13 protein-coding genes and 1 pseudogene are annotated in these 13,635 nt (G+C 71.6%); 6 read left to right on the top strand and 8 right to left on the bottom strand.

The genetic code is table 11. The features are described 5' to 3' along the window. Positions 1-257: 257 nt before the first annotated feature. Positions 258-806 carry a hypothetical protein gene (locus ACZ60B_RS41590; protein WP_469396945.1) on the top strand — a complete coding sequence of 183 codons (549 nt, stop codon included), beginning with the start codon at positions 258-260 and terminating at the stop codon, positions 804-806. A gap of 538 nt (positions 807-1,344) precedes the next feature. Next, a pseudogene (locus ACZ60B_RS41585) lies at positions 1,345-1,683 on the top strand (DUF2252 family protein); the annotation flags it as partial. Positions 1,684-1,813: 130 nt separating this feature from the next. Here ACZ60B_RS41585 and ACZ60B_RS41580 read toward each other — a convergent pair. Together ACZ60B_RS41580 and ACZ60B_RS41575 are read right to left on the bottom strand one after the other, a co-directional pair. Next, complete coding sequence (locus tag ACZ60B_RS41580; RefSeq protein WP_469396942.1) at positions 1,814-2,290, bottom strand: iron chaperone; 477 nt, start codon at positions 2,288-2,290, stop codon at positions 1,814-1,816. Between the two features lie 57 nt (positions 2,291-2,347). Beyond that, on the bottom strand, positions 2,348-2,773 hold the full coding sequence (locus ACZ60B_RS41575) for a pyridoxamine 5'-phosphate oxidase family protein (protein ID WP_469396940.1): 426 nt from the start codon (positions 2,771-2,773) through the stop codon (positions 2,348-2,350). Between the two features lie 226 nt (positions 2,774-2,999). Between ACZ60B_RS41575 and ACZ60B_RS41570 the strand changes: the two genes are divergently transcribed. Then, a complete protein-coding gene (locus ACZ60B_RS41570) occupies positions 3,000-5,798 on the top strand; it encodes an ATP-binding protein (RefSeq protein ID WP_469396937.1) in 2,799 nt (932 codons plus the stop codon). 367 nt (positions 5,799-6,165) lie between these two features. Beyond that, entirely contained in the window at positions 6,166-6,477 is a 312-nt protein-coding gene (locus ACZ60B_RS41565; protein WP_469396935.1) for an NUDIX domain-containing protein, read from the top strand. A gap of 486 nt (positions 6,478-6,963) precedes the next feature. Here ACZ60B_RS41565 and ACZ60B_RS41560 read toward each other — a convergent pair whose 3' ends face one another. Continuing rightward, complete coding sequence (locus tag ACZ60B_RS41560; protein ID WP_469396933.1) at positions 6,964-7,362, bottom strand: hypothetical protein; 399 nt, start codon at positions 7,360-7,362, stop codon at positions 6,964-6,966. A 527-nt stretch (positions 7,363-7,889) separates the two neighbouring features. Then, positions 7,890-8,234 carry a MerR family transcriptional regulator gene (locus ACZ60B_RS41555; RefSeq protein ID WP_469396931.1) on the bottom strand — a complete coding sequence of 115 codons (345 nt, stop codon included), beginning with the start codon at positions 8,232-8,234 and terminating at the stop codon, positions 7,890-7,892. A 1,096-nt stretch (positions 8,235-9,330) separates the two neighbouring features. Between ACZ60B_RS41555 and ACZ60B_RS41550 the strand changes: the two genes are divergently transcribed. After that, entirely contained in the window at positions 9,331-10,308 is a 978-nt protein-coding gene (locus ACZ60B_RS41550) for an L-threonylcarbamoyladenylate synthase (protein WP_469396929.1), read from the top strand. A 20-nt stretch (positions 10,309-10,328) separates the two neighbouring features. Here the strand turns inward: ACZ60B_RS41550 and ACZ60B_RS41545 are convergent, their stop codons facing one another. From ACZ60B_RS41545 to ACZ60B_RS41535, 3 genes are all read right to left on the bottom strand, one after another. After that, positions 10,329-10,529 (bottom strand): hypothetical protein, encoded by a 201-nt coding sequence (locus tag ACZ60B_RS41545; RefSeq protein ID WP_469396927.1) that lies wholly within the window; start codon positions 10,527-10,529, stop codon positions 10,329-10,331. A gap of 97 nt (positions 10,530-10,626) precedes the next feature. Continuing rightward, positions 10,627-11,268 (bottom strand): carbonic anhydrase, encoded by a 642-nt coding sequence (locus ACZ60B_RS41540; protein WP_469396925.1) that lies wholly within the window; start codon positions 11,266-11,268, stop codon positions 10,627-10,629. A gap of 128 nt (positions 11,269-11,396) precedes the next feature. After that, positions 11,397-12,248: an alpha/beta fold hydrolase gene (locus ACZ60B_RS41535; RefSeq protein WP_469396923.1), complete on the bottom strand. Its 852-nt coding sequence runs from the start codon at positions 12,246-12,248 to the stop codon at positions 11,397-11,399. A 103-nt stretch (positions 12,249-12,351) separates the two neighbouring features. Here ACZ60B_RS41535 and ACZ60B_RS41530 point away from each other — a divergent pair, with 103 nt between their 5' ends. Beyond that, positions 12,352-12,801 carry a winged helix-turn-helix transcriptional regulator gene (locus ACZ60B_RS41530; protein WP_469396921.1) on the top strand — a complete coding sequence of 150 codons (450 nt, stop codon included), beginning with the start codon at positions 12,352-12,354 and terminating at the stop codon, positions 12,799-12,801. On the opposite strand, the gene ACZ60B_RS41525 is transcribed toward ACZ60B_RS41530, so the two are convergent. After that, positions 12,779-13,528: a transposase gene (locus tag ACZ60B_RS41525; protein WP_469396919.1), complete on the bottom strand. Its 750-nt coding sequence runs from the start codon at positions 13,526-13,528 to the stop codon at positions 12,779-12,781. The genes ACZ60B_RS41530 and ACZ60B_RS41525 overlap by 23 nt on opposite strands. Between the last annotated feature and the right edge of the window lie 107 nt (positions 13,529-13,635).

Raw genomic sequence — 13,635 nt, 5'->3', positions numbered from 1 at the left:
GCCAGGGCTCCCGGGGCGGCGCCGACGCCGTCCCGGGAGCGGGCGGCAGCACAGGAGCCACCCGCTCCCGCACCTCGCCCGCGTGCCAAGACCGGCACCCACCCGCACGCCCCGCCGGACAAGGCCACCGGCCACAACAACCGCGGCCTCGCCCGTTCCGAAACGATCGGCCACATCCGGGATCCGCCGCCTGCCGCCGGCGCGTTCTCCGGCCGGAGCACTGGGCACACGCGGGCGGCCCGTCGCACAATCCCGCCATGACCATGATCGGTATGCGGCTGCTGCCCGCGGCCCTCCTCCTCGCACCCGCACTCAGCGGCTGCTCGCCCATCGCCCCGTTCACCACCTGCGAGGGCACCGAGCCGGCCGTGGCACGGCTGGATCGCCTACCGGTACTGCAGCTCCGTCCCGTGCAGGCGATACCCCTCGGCCAGGACAAGGAGGCCAGGGCGTACTGCACCGAGGACAGCGCGGGCGCCTGGCTGACCGCCGAGCGGCTGTACACCTACACCGGCAGCCGCACCCAGGTCCTCACGTTCTACCGCCGTGCCGCACCGGCCGCAGGCTGGCATCCCGTGCAGCCCCTCGACCCGGGCCCGGACGGAGGGATGTCCGTCTTCTGCTTCGAATCCGCCGACCACCCGAGTATCACCCTCGCCTTCGAAACCCCGCAGTCCCTGCGCGACTTCCACGAAGCAGAAGAAGCACAAGCCGACCCGGCCCCCGCCCGCTCCGACGCCCGCCTCACGTTCTCCCTGACCGCCGAAGCAACCCCCGACGGCTCCCGGATGAACTGCTTCGACTGAACACCCTCACCGCTCGGCGATCCGCGCCGGGGCAGACGGCGCTGACCGCCGCCACGCAGGACGCACACGAACTGCCCGGGCCGCGCGCCCTCGCACCCGAGCCCGGACGGGCCAGTACGCCAAACCAGCACCCTCCTTCGGACACCGGCCGCCCGCATCGCGGTCAAGGAACCCGCACGGCAGCGGAGACCTTCACAACGCGCCGGCAAGACGATGCCGGATGGCCCGATGCTCCGAGTCTGGTCGGGGGTTCACCGGGTTCCAGCGGTGGTAGCCTCTGCCGGGCTATCTGCTCAAGGATCTTCGGGGCGGCGATGCCGACGGCGACCACGCCTACCGGCCCGCCGGCTTGTCCGGACGCGCCGAACGCGGCTGCGACGCCGACGCCGAGCGCCAGCCTCAGCACGACGGACAGCAGATACGGGCCCAACGGGGTCTCATCCTTCTCTCGCCAGGAATAGCCCCGCACGCGGCGTATGGCACCGTAGAGATCGAGCGCTTCGACCGCTCCCGCGCCGAAGACACTCCACCGACATGCTTCCTCGGCTTCGAGCGGCTGGACGGCATCGACGGCAGGCAGCGCTGCTTCTACATCCGCCGGCTGCGCGACTGGAAGGGCATCGTGGTGGCGGCGATGTCCCCGAAGCTCATGCGGACGTTCGGCGAGGTCTGCGGCGACACCCTGGCCCGCGTGCACGCGCGTTCCGGGGACCGGATCGCGATCGTCGCCTACCTGGGCGGCAGCGACGCGTTCGACCGGGCGCTCGCGGAGGCGTACGCCGACCAGAATGAACGCGACCACCGGGCTCTGGTGGCTGCGGTGCGCGCAGGCCGACTGCCTACGGAGGAACTGCCAAAGGGCCGGCCGGGCACGTGACCGTGGACGCGCGGTGCGAGCCGGGTACCCGGCTGCTGCTCCCGCCGGTGGGAGCAGCAGCCGATCGGGGCGGTGTCGCACCCGGTGGAGCCGGAGGTGCCGGTCGTCCGTCCGGTGTGCGTGGGGGAGGTCAGGCCGCCGCTGCGCCGAGGAGTTCGCCGATCCGGGCCTCCACGGCGGACGTCAGTTCGGTCAGGGCGTAGGTGGTGGGCCACATGACGCCGTCGTCGAGGTGCGCCTGGTCGCTGAAGCCGAGCGTGGCGTACCGGGTCTTGAACTTCGCCGCGCTCTGGAAGAAGCAGACGACCTTGCCGTCCCTGGCGTACGCGGGCATGCCGTACCAGAGCTTGGGGGTGAGGTCCGGAGCGGCGGACCGGATGATCTCGTGGAGGCGTTCGGCGAGTGCGCGGTCGGTGTCCGTCATCTCGGCGATCTTCGCGAGGACGTCCTTCTCCCCGTCCGCCTTGGCCGTGCGCGGGCTGCGGCGCGCGGCAATCTTCAGTTCCCGGGCGTGGTCCTTCATCGCGTCGCGTTCCTCGGCGCTGAAGCCGTCGTACGTCGTGCCGGCCGTCGCTCCGCCGCGGGCGGGCTTCTGCGTGTTCGTCATCGTGGCTCTCCTCGGTGTATCGGGTGTGCTCAGGGTGATCGGGGGTGTCGCGGCGGGTCAGCCGAGCCAGCGGCTGTCGCGCATGAGGTCGCGTCCGGGCAGTTCGTCGGCCTCGCGCCAGGCCTGGACGCGGCGCGGGGTGACGCGGAACCAGCGGTACGGCGTGGTCTGCGCGCGGGGGTCGAAGCCGGTGCGTGCGGCGAAGCGTTCCGCCTGCTGTCGCGGCGGCGCGTCGGGTTCGAGGACTTCGACGTCGCCGTCGATCACCGTGACGTCGCGGGTGGGGCCGAGTGCCAGCCGGGTGGTCCGGCAGGCGGCCAGGTTGCGGCCGGTCGGGCTGGCGGCCGGGGTGGCCATCAGCAGCGTTTCGCCGTCCCAGTCGAAGGACAGCGGCACCAGGTACGGCGTGCCGTCGGCCGAGGCGCTGGCGACCCAGACGTCGACGTCGTGGGTGAGGCGGTGCTCGGTGTCACGGCGTCGCACCGCCCGGGAGCGGGGTCCGGCGTTCACCGGACGTGCCGGCCGACGGTGTGCGGCACGGCGGCGCCGTGGCGGGCGAACGAGCGGGTCATGGTCGCTCCCGTGGTCGTGGATCAGGGCCAACCCCTGTGTGTCGCACCGGGGTTGACCGGCGTGCTCACAGCCTCCCGCGGGCGGGGTGGGGAGCGCCTCCGTGCCGACCACGGAGAGCACCACGGATAATGACCCCGTGTCCACTGACGTGATCTCGGCTCGGGAATCCGAAGTGCTCGCGCTGCTCGGAGAGCACCTCAGCAACGCGGAGATCTCCGAGCGGCTGTTCATCTCCGTCCGCACCGTGGAGTCGCATGTCTCCGCGCTGCTGCGCAAGCTGGCGCTGCCGGACCGGCGGGCGCTGTCCCGGCGGGCGGCGGAGTCCGCCCGTGCAGGGCGCTCGCGCCCGGCGCCGGTGCTGCCGGAACCGCTCACGGCGTTCGTCGGGCGGGTGCGGGAGCGCGCGGAGCTGGCGGCGGCGGTGGGGTCGCGCCGGCTGGTGACGGCGGTCGGTCCCGGTGGGGTGGGGAAGACCCGGCTGGCGTTGGCGGTGGCACGTCAGGCTGCCGAGGCCGGTGGCTTCGCCGACGGGGTGTGGTTCGTCGATCTGGCCCCGGTCGCCGATGCGCAGCGGGTGGGGGCGGCGGTCGCGGCGGTGGTGGGTGTGGGCGAGCAGCCGGGTCTCGGTGTCGACGAGGCGGTCCTGGCCGCGCTGGCGGATCGCGGGGCGCTGCTGGTGCTGGACAACTGCGAGCAGATACGCGACGGGGTGGCGCCGTTCGTGGAGCGGCTGCTGGTGGCCTGCCCCGGCGTGCGGGTGCTGGCGACGAGCCGGGCCCGGATGATGGTGCCGTTCGAATGGGTCTTCCCGGTTCCGCCGTTGTCGTGGGACGGCGGGGGCGAGTCGGAGGCCGTGGCGTTGTTCGTGGAACGGGCGGCGGCGGCCGGGCCGGTGCCGGATCCGTCCGTGTTCGACGAGATCTCGGCCGTCTGTGAGCGGCTGGGCGGTATGGCGCTGGCGATCGAGCTGGCGGCGGCGCGGTGGCCGACACTCGGACCGGACGGTCTGGCCGCCGGGCTCGGCGACCAGTTGGGGATCCTGGCCGGGGGGCCGCGCGCGGAGGTCCGGCACCGGTCGGTGCGGGCGGCCCTGGACTGGAGTCACGACCTGCTGGAGCCGCGGGACCGGGCGCTGTTGCGCCGGATCTCGGTGTTCGTCCTGCCGTTCACCGCCCGGGCGGCCGCCTCGGCGGCGGGCTTCGCCCCCCTGGATCCGGTCGCGGTCGCCGACGGGCTCGGCAGGCTCGCCGAACAGAGCCTGCTCACCGTGACACCGTCGGCGGCCGGCACCCGGTACCACGCTCTGGAGACGATCCGTCAGTACGGGACGGAACGGCTCGCCGAAGCCGGTGAGCTGGCGGACGTGCGGTCTCGCCACCTGGGCTGGTGCCTGGCCGGTGCGACGGCCCTGGCGGACGGTGACGGCACGGATCGGCGCGGGCAGTTCGACGCGGTGGCGGAGGACCTGCGGTCGGCCCTGGCCTGGGCCGTGGACCGGCCCGAGCACCGGGTGGACGCCCACCGTCTCGCGCTGTCCCTGGCCGGGCTGGCGTTCACCGGCAACCTGCTCGGTGAGGCCCAGCAGCGGTTCGAGCAGGCGGCCGCGCTCGCCGGTGCCGCGGCGGGGGCCGCCGCGTTGCGGGAGGCGGCGGGGGTGGCCGGTTGCCGCAGGCGCGGCGACGACATGTTCCGTCTGCACCTCGCCGCCGCCGAGGTCGCCCGCGGCGCCGGTGACACCGTCGCAGCGGGCCGTGATCTGGCGGCCGCCGCCACTGTGGCGTATCGCTTCTCCAGCGAGTTCGCGCTGGTGCCGACCGTGGACGAGGTGACCGGCGTGCTCGCGGCGGCGCGGGAGCTGTCCGGCGACGGTGACCCGGCGGGCGAGGCGGCCGTCGCGCTGGCCGAGGCGGCCGTGCTCGCGGACGCGTTCGGCGCCGTGCAGGGGGCTGCCGACAACACCGCGGAGCGCACGGTCCGGTACGCGGAACGGGCGGTGGCACTCGCGCGCGCGGCCGGTGACCCGGTGGGCGAGTCCGCGGCCCTCGACGCGCTCTCCGGCGCCCGGACCTGGTCCGGTGACTCCTTCGGCGCCGCGGATGCCGCCCGCCGCCGGATCGGCCTCCTGGCGTCGGTGCCGCATGGGCCGGCCGCCACGCACGAACTGATGGACGCCCTCGCCATGGCCGTCGGCACCGCCCTGGGCGTCGGGAATCTGGCCCAGGCCCGCGAGTGGGGCGTTCAACTGGCCGACCAGCCGCTGTTCGCCGAGGTGCGCCACCACGCCACGTCCTGGCTCCTGGTCACGGACGCCTTCGCGGGCGACGCCGACGCCGTGCTCACCGGTGGCGAGAGGTTCCTCGACGCGTGGCAGCGCAGCGGCCGGCAGCGGTCGTTCTCGCTCGGTCCCGCCGCCGCGTCGGTCGCGATGATCCACGGCCTGCGCGGCGACCACGACGCCCGGGCGGCCTGGCTCGCGATCGTCGGGCAGGCCGGTACCGCGTCGGAGCACCACCACGGCTACGGCGCGGTGTTCGACGCCATGGTGCTGCTGCACCACGGTGACGCGGAGGCGGCCCTGGAGCGGCTCGCGCCTGAGCCGGAGCGGGTGTGGAAGTGGATCTCCTGGATATGGCTGCACTGGTACATGGCGCTGCGGGCCGAGGCCTCGGTACTCGCCGGGCATCCGGCTGCCGGGGAGCGCGTGGAGGCCGGGCTCCGTCTGGTCGCCGGCAACCCGGTCGCCGGCGCCCAACTGCAGCGCGCGCGGGCACTGCTGGAGGGCGACGTGACGCGGCAGCTCGCCACCGCCGCGGCATTCGACGCGTCCGGCTGCCGCTACCAGGCGGCACGCACGCTGCTGCTTGCCGGAAACGGCCATGCCGCCGCCGGGACGGCCGCACTCGCCGCGCTGGGCCTCGCTCCCGGGGCCCGGTGAACGCTGTACTGCGCCACGCACCCCGAGTCCGGTGTCGGCGAGCTCGGGCCTCTTCTGGAGGCCGTCGGCAAGGCCGTGCTCGCGGTGCCGGACGCGTACGCCACCACCGTCGACGTCACCCCCTGGCTGGAACACAAGTGGGCAGCGGTCCTCGCGCACCGAGGGGAGGTCGCCCGCGAACGGTCATTGCCTGGCATCCTCGCCCGCCGGCCCGAGGAGAGCCGGCGCAACATCATCGCGACCGAGTACTTCACCCGGCTCGCGACCGGGCCACTCCCCCGGCGATCCCCATCGACTCACTGCCTGACGGCGGTCAACCGCCTCACTCTTCCCCGGGCTCGACCAGCCCCTTCCGACCTGAAGAGTCATGACGACCACATCCGTTCCCGGCGAGCTGCCCGGCAGCGCCATGACCGACGAGGCATACGGCGCTCTGCGTGCCTCGGCCGCCCTGCGGGTCGGGACGTCCGCGCTGATCACCAACCAGTTCGGGCAGGTCCTGGTCCAGCACGTCGACTATCTCGACACCTGCCTCCTGCCAGGCGGTGCCGTCGACAAGGGCGAATCCCCCGCTCACGCCGCCGCCCGTGAACACCCCCAGGGGCAGGGCCAAAATCGGGGACTGCCGACTGCGGGCCACCTCGTCACGGTGGCATTCACGGCGGCAGGGCGAGGGTGACCACCACGACGAGCTGCGCCGCCGACTGCGAAGTTGCCCAGAGCTCACCGGTGGCACAGCGGGGCTAATGCTTGCAGTCACGGGTAGAGGCCGTTCGCTTTCCGAATGCCGTGTGCGGATTCCGCTGGTCAGGCATGAGATTGCGGCTGACAATGAACGTGCCCGGCGCTTCTACGAAGCATCGGGCCGGCGCCCAGACGGCGCAGCCGTGGAGGACACCACCGGCGGGGCCTCCCTCAACAAGTTGCGCTACCGCCGTCCTCTTGGCTGGCCCGCTCGGCGTCTTGCCCGTCCAGGGCACCAGGGACGGCATGGTTGCGCGTTGGAATCGAACCCACGGGACCAACTCCGTGAAGCACGACGACGGACCCTTCAGTTCCCACCGAGAACCCTTCAGTTTGTGTGAACTCGCGAGACTCTCGGGGGTCCAGCCAAGATGAGTCCAAAGCCGCCATGAGATGATCTTGGAGTCCTGGAGGCGGCGGGTCAGGGTGCGGTAGGCATCGCGCTGGCGAGCGGCGCCAGGTTTCCGTACAGGGCGGCGTGCAGGGCGGCTGCGAGTTCGCGGGCCCGGCCCTCCTCTGCCACGTCGTGCAGTACGAAGTAGACCGGCCCCGCGGAGGAGTCCGAGCGGATCTCGCCGGCGTGGATCAGCTGGATGACTGCGGCGCGGACGGCGTCGTACACCGAGTCGGCGACGGTGTGCTGCGGGGCGGTGATCATGTCGGCCTTCACCGTCCAGTGCTCGCCCAGAGACTCGATGGCGACGAAGACGGCGTCCTGCTCCTTGGCCTGCCGGTACGCCGCCTTGAAGGCCGCCATGCCCGTCGCGTCGGGAATGTGGTGGGCGGGGCAGGGGGCCGGCAGCGGCTGCACGAGAACCATCGTGCCAGGCGCGCGGGACGGCGTGGACGTCGACACGGCAGGCGTGTGCCTCGCTGGGCCTGACCAGGCCGCCGATGGGCAGCCGACGCGCTGGCAGGGCTCCGGCCCGGGACTGGTGGAACCGTCTTGGACAGGGCAAGGACCCCGGCGTGGTGATCGCCGGGGTCCTTGCCCTGTGGGAGCCAAGGGCGCTCGTTTCAGTGGCCGATGGTGGGGTCCAGTCAGTGGCGGTCCGGGGCGGGGGCGTCGTCCTCTTCATGCTTTAGGCCGGTGGTGAGGTCCAGGAGGGCGCGGATGGACAGTTCGGCCTCCGCTGGACACCGGAACGGCCCATCGTGGTCGACGGTGTACCGGTTGCGTCGGACAGGTGGCAGCGAGCTCGTGCAACCGGGCAGTGGGATTCCGGGCGATCGCCATCAGCACCCGCGTGTGGTTGGTCAGAAAGGTCCACCGCCGGCTCTGGTGGTCCATGATGATCGAAGCCCTTCCCTCCTCAGTTCCGTGTCCAGCTCGGACCCGGCGTCCGGTCAGGCTGAGGTCTTCGACTGCGGCTCGGGGCCTTGTGTGCGCATTTGCTCGTTGATGCGCTGCGCTTCTTCGAGTTGGTCTTCGAGGACGATGATGCGGCAGGCAGCTTCGATGGGGGTGCCCTGGTCGACGAGTTCGCGGGCACGGGCGGCGATGCGCAGCTGGTACCGGGAGTAGCGGCGGTGGCCGCCTTCGGAGCGCAGAGGTGTGATCAGGCGGTGTTCGCCGAGGGCACGCAGGAAGGCGGGGGTGGTGCCGAGCATGTCGGCGGCCCGGCCCATCGTGTAGGCGGGATAGTCGTCATCGTCGAGGTTGTCGACGGGACGGGATGCGGCAGGGGGCATAGACCTCTTCTTCCGGGGACGCATCGGGGGGCCCGGGTGCCGTACCGGCACCCGGGCCCCGAGCTTTCAACACCATCTACTGGCACATCGTGCCGGTCTTCTGTGTCCGCAGGGTCCGCCTCGGAGGGCGGGGCTGCGGGGATCGTGAATGCGTGACCGGGGACCACCTTCCAATCCGGGGCCTGCGTACCCGGGCGGACTGCTTCCTCGCCCGGGCGATCCTGATGGCGTCTCGCTCCTTACCTTCGGTTACTCGGTTTGTACTGCTGGATATCGCGGGTACTGCTCGCGGCCCCGCGGGGTCGCGTCCTGCTTGACCTGCTTGCACGGCAGTTCGTGTCTGCCGTGCCCTCTTCGACTTCCTGGGTACGACCACGACAGTAACTCCGCAGCGAGCCAATGTCTACTACCGCGATGACAGATTTTCTCTAGGGCTGATGCGCAGACCCTTGCCTCAGGTACGACTGAAAGAGTGCTGCCCCGGGTTGCTTCCCGGCTCGGCGGGCACATGCCGAGCCGGGAGGCACAACCGATCCAGGGTGGGGTGACGGCGCATGACCGACATGGAGACGACAGCAACGCGGGCCCCCAGGACCCCTGCCGTGGTTGAGGGCGACAGCCCCGCCGGTGTCGCTCGCGCCCGTGACGTCGCCCGCGCCTTCGTCGAAGGCCTGGATCCGCCTGCGGCCTCCGAGACGGCGGAAACTCTCGCTCTCGCGGTCTCCGAACTCGCCACCAGCACCTTCCGACTCGGCGCCACCGCCGATGCGGCACACGCCGCTGTCACCGACCTCAACCCGTCACCCCCACGAGTGACAAGGGCTCGCCACTGCCCCGCGCCAAGCGTTACGGTCGGTCACAATTCACTCAGACGTCCGACGTCGCTGGTCAGCCGCATAGCCGCGCTTCGCGTCGGACACGATGCGCATATCGTCGCCAGTTCGCATCCGATGCAATTGGCGGCGCTTGGAACAACGGAACAGCCATGAGCGCCAAGCAGTTGATCTTTAACAGCTCCAGGGATCAACGAAACCGTGGTTGGCACTGAGATTGATCAAGACAGTCGCTGGTCCTTGATGCACCTAGGATTGCGAGGGTGACGGCAGGAACCAGTGACATCGAGAAGGCGGCCGGTGTGCTGCGCACCGGGGGCCTGGTAGCCCTCCCGACCGAGACCGTCTACGGTCTGGGCGCCAACGCCGAGGACCCTGCCGCCGTCTCGCGCATCTTCCAGGTCAAGGGGCGCCCGCCCTCGCACCCGCTGATCGTCCACATCGGCGGGGCGGAGCTGCTGGACGACTGGGTACAGGAAGTACCCGCGACGGCCCGTCTGCTGGCCGAACGCCTCTGGCCGGGGCCGCTGACGCTGGTCCTGCGGCGCGCTCCCCGGGTGCCCCTCGAAGCGACCGGTGGCCTTGAGACGGTTGCCGTGCGCGTGCCTGACCACCCCGTCGCGCTCGCGCTGCTGTCGGCTTTCGGCGGCGGTGTCACGGCCCCGTCCGCGAACCGCTTCGGCTCGGTGAGCCCCACGACCGCGGACGACGTCCGTGCCGAGCTCGGCGACGGCGTCGACTTCGTGCTGGACGGCGGTCCCTGTGAGGTCGGTGTCGAGTCGACCATCGTCGACGCCACGGGCGACATCCCGACCATCCTGCGGCCCGGCGGGGTGACGCGCGAGAACCTCGAAGCGGTGCTGGGGTTCCCGCTCGCGGTGCCCTCGACGAGCCACGTTCGGGTGCCGGGCCAGCATCCGTCGCACTACGCGCCGCGGGCGCGGGTCGTCCTGGTCGAGTCCGAGAGAGTCGTCGCCGAGGCGGAGCTGGCGCAGGAACTGGGGCACCGGGTCGGCGTCTTTCTTCCTGCCGCCTTCGGCGGCGCTGAGGTGAAGGCGCACGCGGTGGTGCAGGTCCCCGGTTCGATGGCCACCTACGCGCGGGGGCTGTACGGGTTCCTGCGCGAGCTCGACCAGCGGGGGTGTGACCTCATCGTGGCGTCACTGCCGGCGGAGGAGGGCCTGGGACTGGCGATCGCCAACCGGCTCCGCCGCGCCGCGGGGCCCCGGTCCACCGTGTGACCAGCGCCGACACCCTGCCCTTACTGCTCCCGGGTGCGGGGGCCGAGCGGATTCGTGGCGGATTCGGCTGGGGTCGCGCCGGTCTGGCAGGCCGGGCACAGCTCGTGCCGCCCCTCGTCGGTGACGACCGTTCCCCATCCTCGGCACACCTCGCAGCCCGCCGCCCGCGCCAGGTCGGCGCGGGGGGCGGTGCTGGACGCGTGGTCGGCTCCGTGAGCCATCGGGCGGTGCCCTTCCCGGGGTGATCGAGGGGTGAACCCGGTGGGTCCCCCCACGTATACGGGGCACATCACGCCGGGCCAGCTACGGCCGGGGCGGTCAGGAAGCGGCGGGGACCGCCGCATCGAGGCCGCGGGAGGCGACGAGCTGTGCACTGCCGTCGGCCAGCCGGTAGGACAGCCCCACCACGCCGAGGCGGCCGGCGGCCACCCGCTCGGCCAGGGCGCGGGAGCGTTCGAGCAGCAGGTCCACGGTGTTTTCGATGTGCTCGGCCAGGATCTCGTCGGCCTGGTCGCGTCCGGCGGCGCGGGCTGCCAGCACGCTCGGGGTCACCCGTTCGACAATGTCACGGACGAAGCCGCCGGGCACCTGGCCACCGTCGGCTGTGGCACGGGCGGCTGCGATGGCCCCGCACGAGTCGTGGCCGAGTACGACGACGAGCGGGGCGTCGAGCACGCTCACGCCGTACTCGATGGAACCGAGGACTTCTGCACCGGCGACATGCCCCGCGGTGCGCACCACGAACAGGTCGCCCAGGCCGCGGTCGAAGATGATCTCGGCGGCCAGCCGGGAGTCGGAGCACCCGAACAGCACGGCGAAGGGCTGCTGGGAGGGTGCGATCTCGGTGCGGCGTATGGCGTCCTGGTTCGGGTGCTCGGGGGTGCCTGAGACGAAGCGCTGGTTACCGGCCATGAGGAGCTCGAAGGCGTCGCGGGGGGGCGGGTTCTGGATCTCGGTCATGACGGCAGCCTACGAGCGGACACCAGCCGTCGCACCGCCTGGTCCCGCCGATGCTCGTCGGGTCGGGCCACGCTGACGGCCTCGTCATCACGCCTAGCGCGTGTATCGAATGTCAGCCCCCGCCTCGGTCACGCTGCTTTCGCGTCCTCACCGGCCAGGAACGGATGCAGCAGCGTGAGCAGGGCGCGCGGACGGTGCAGCGGGATGATGTGGCCGCAGTCTTCGATGACGTGTCCGGTGAGATCGTCGGTGACCGGGCGGAGTTGGCGTTCCAGCGCAGCACCGACGGGCCGGGCGCCCAGCGCCATCGTGGGCACCGTCAGGCGGCCGGCGGCGACCGCCTGCTCGATCTGCACAGCGCTCTCGGGCAGGGCCCGGTAGTACGAGAACGCGCAGCTCAGCGCCTGGCGGCCGGTGTATGCGCGGACGAACGCGTCCCGGAGGGCGGGGCGCACCCCGTCGCCGAGTGTGCCGGCGCTCAGAAACCAGTCGACGTAGGCGGCCTCGTGGCCCTCCAGCACGGTCTCGGCGAGGCTGGGCGCGGCGGAGTGGAAGCCGAACCACCACGGCGGCCCGTCGGCGAGGAAGTCCTCGGCGCCGGGCAGCCTGCCCAGAAGGGACTCCATGACGACCAGGCGCCGGACGAGACCAGGGCGGCGCAGGGCGAGGAGGAAGGCCGGTGCGGTGCCCGCGTCGATGCCCACCACAGCGGCCGAGGACACGCCGAGCGTGGTGAGAAGCGCCGCGGCGTCCTCGGCCAGGGTGCCCGCGTCGTATCCGGAGGCGGCCCGGCTGCTCGCGCCGAACCCGCGCAGGTCCGGCGCGATGACGCGGTAGCGGCCGGACAGGTCGGCCATGACGTCCGTCCACAGTTCCCAGGTGTGCGGGAAGCCGTGCAGCAGCAGGACAGCCGGGCCCGATCCGGAGAGGGCGACGTTCAGTTCGACACCGTTGGCGAGGACGCGTCGCAGCTCGGGCATGGAGGGACTCCAGGTGCTTGGTGAGTGATGGTGACTAGGTCACGCTAGGGAACTAAGCTGGTCTGCCCAAGACGGCACTTTCCCTTCAGGTGGTGAGCCCCGGGTGACCACGTCGAGGCCCGGCGAACCCAGCCGGCGACCCGGTGAGCGCGGGGACCTGCTGGATCCGCGCTGCCCGACCCGCCAGTTGCTCGACCGTATCGGCACCAAGTGGACGTCGATGGCGGTCAAGGTGCTGGCCGAGGAGGCTCCGGGTGAGCTCCGTTTCGCGGAACTGCGGCGTCGTATCCCGGGCATCTCGCAGAAGATGCTGTCCGTCACCCTGCAGAGCCTGGTCCGCGATGGTCTGGTCGCGCGCCGCGTGGAACCCACCGTGCCGCCCGCCGTCCACTACCTGCTCACCGAGCTCGGCCTGTCCCTCGAAATACCGCTCTCCGCCCTGCGGGTCTGGGCCGAGACGCACATGCCGGAGATCGACCGCAGCAACCAGCTCGCTGACGAGTCACTCCCCCCCCAATTACTGAGCGTTTTCAGCGTTGCCTTTCGAGGGTGAGGACGGCTTTGGTGATGACGGTCATGTGGTTGGGACTGATGCGGGATCTGCGGAAGATCTGCCAGGACTTCAGCCGCGCCATGCCGCGCTCGACTGGGGCCCCGGCCTGAGCGAGGGCACGATTGACGGTCCGCTGGGTGGGGGTGAGCTCCCCGCCGGGCGGACGCCTCAGGCCGGTCGTGACCCAGGGACCGGCACCGGTGTAGGCGCGGTCGGCGAGGACGGGGACGCTCTGGCGTTCGCAGATCCGGATGATGCGGTGGGTGCGGGCCGCGGTCAGGTCGTGGGTGCGGCCCGGCAGGGTCGGTGAGATCCACAGCACCTCGCCGACGGGATCGGTGACGACCTGGACGTTCACGCCATGCCGGCGGTGCTTGGCCGAGTAGTCGGCGCGGTTGTCGCCGACGCGGTCGCACTCGGCGAGCGTCCCGTCCAGGAGAACGAAGTCCGGACAGTGTTCGCGCAGCGTCTTCAGCAGGCCCGGGGCGCGGTCGGCGAGCAGGGCAGTGATGGTGGTGACGTAGGCGTGGGCGGTGCCGACGGATATCCCGAAGCCGACAGCGATGCGGGCGAGGGTGTCATGGTGGCGCAGGTACACGAGTGCGACGAGCGCTCGCCGGTGCGGCGGCAGTTTGCACCGCCGATCACCCTCACGGGTGACGATGAGCATCGTGACCCACTCGACCAAGGCATGTGACAGGTCGAGTGCGGCAGGACATGGAACCAACAGGGCTCCTGTGCCAATGCCGCGGAGTTAAGGCTTATCTCTGCAGGTCAACCCGCTTTCTGCCAATGGTTTTGGTGCATCGGGCAGGAGGGTGTAGGCCCCTCTGC

Source organism: Streptomyces sp. NPDC104096, assembly GCF_055584385.1.
Note: the sequence above shows the minus strand (reverse complement) of the source record. Positions and strands in the feature narration are given on the sequence as shown.

Excerpts from the sequence above, each read along its gene's own strand:
- ACZ60B_RS41590 (WP_469396945.1), top strand. The coding sequence starts at position 258 with ATGACCATGATCGGTATGCGGCTGCTGCCCGCGGCCCTCCTCCTCGCA.
- ACZ60B_RS41580 (WP_469396942.1), bottom strand. The coding sequence starts at position 2,290 with ATGACGAACACGCAGAAGCCCGCCCGCGGCGGAGCGACGGCCGGCACG.
- ACZ60B_RS41565 (WP_469396935.1), top strand. The coding sequence starts at position 6,166 with ATGACGACCACATCCGTTCCCGGCGAGCTGCCCGGCAGCGCCATGACC.
- ACZ60B_RS41560 (WP_469396933.1), bottom strand. The coding sequence starts at position 7,362 with ATGGTTCTCGTGCAGCCGCTGCCGGCCCCCTGCCCCGCCCACCACATT.
- ACZ60B_RS41555 (WP_469396931.1), bottom strand. The coding sequence starts at position 8,234 with ATGCCCCCTGCCGCATCCCGTCCCGTCGACAACCTCGACGATGACGAC.
- ACZ60B_RS41545 (WP_469396927.1), bottom strand. The coding sequence starts at position 10,529 with ATGGCTCACGGAGCCGACCACGCGTCCAGCACCGCCCCCCGCGCCGAC.
- ACZ60B_RS41540 (WP_469396925.1), bottom strand. The coding sequence starts at position 11,268 with ATGACCGAGATCCAGAACCCGCCCCCCCGCGACGCCTTCGAGCTCCTC.
- ACZ60B_RS41535 (WP_469396923.1), bottom strand. The coding sequence starts at position 12,248 with ATGCCCGAGCTGCGACGCGTCCTCGCCAACGGTGTCGAACTGAACGTC.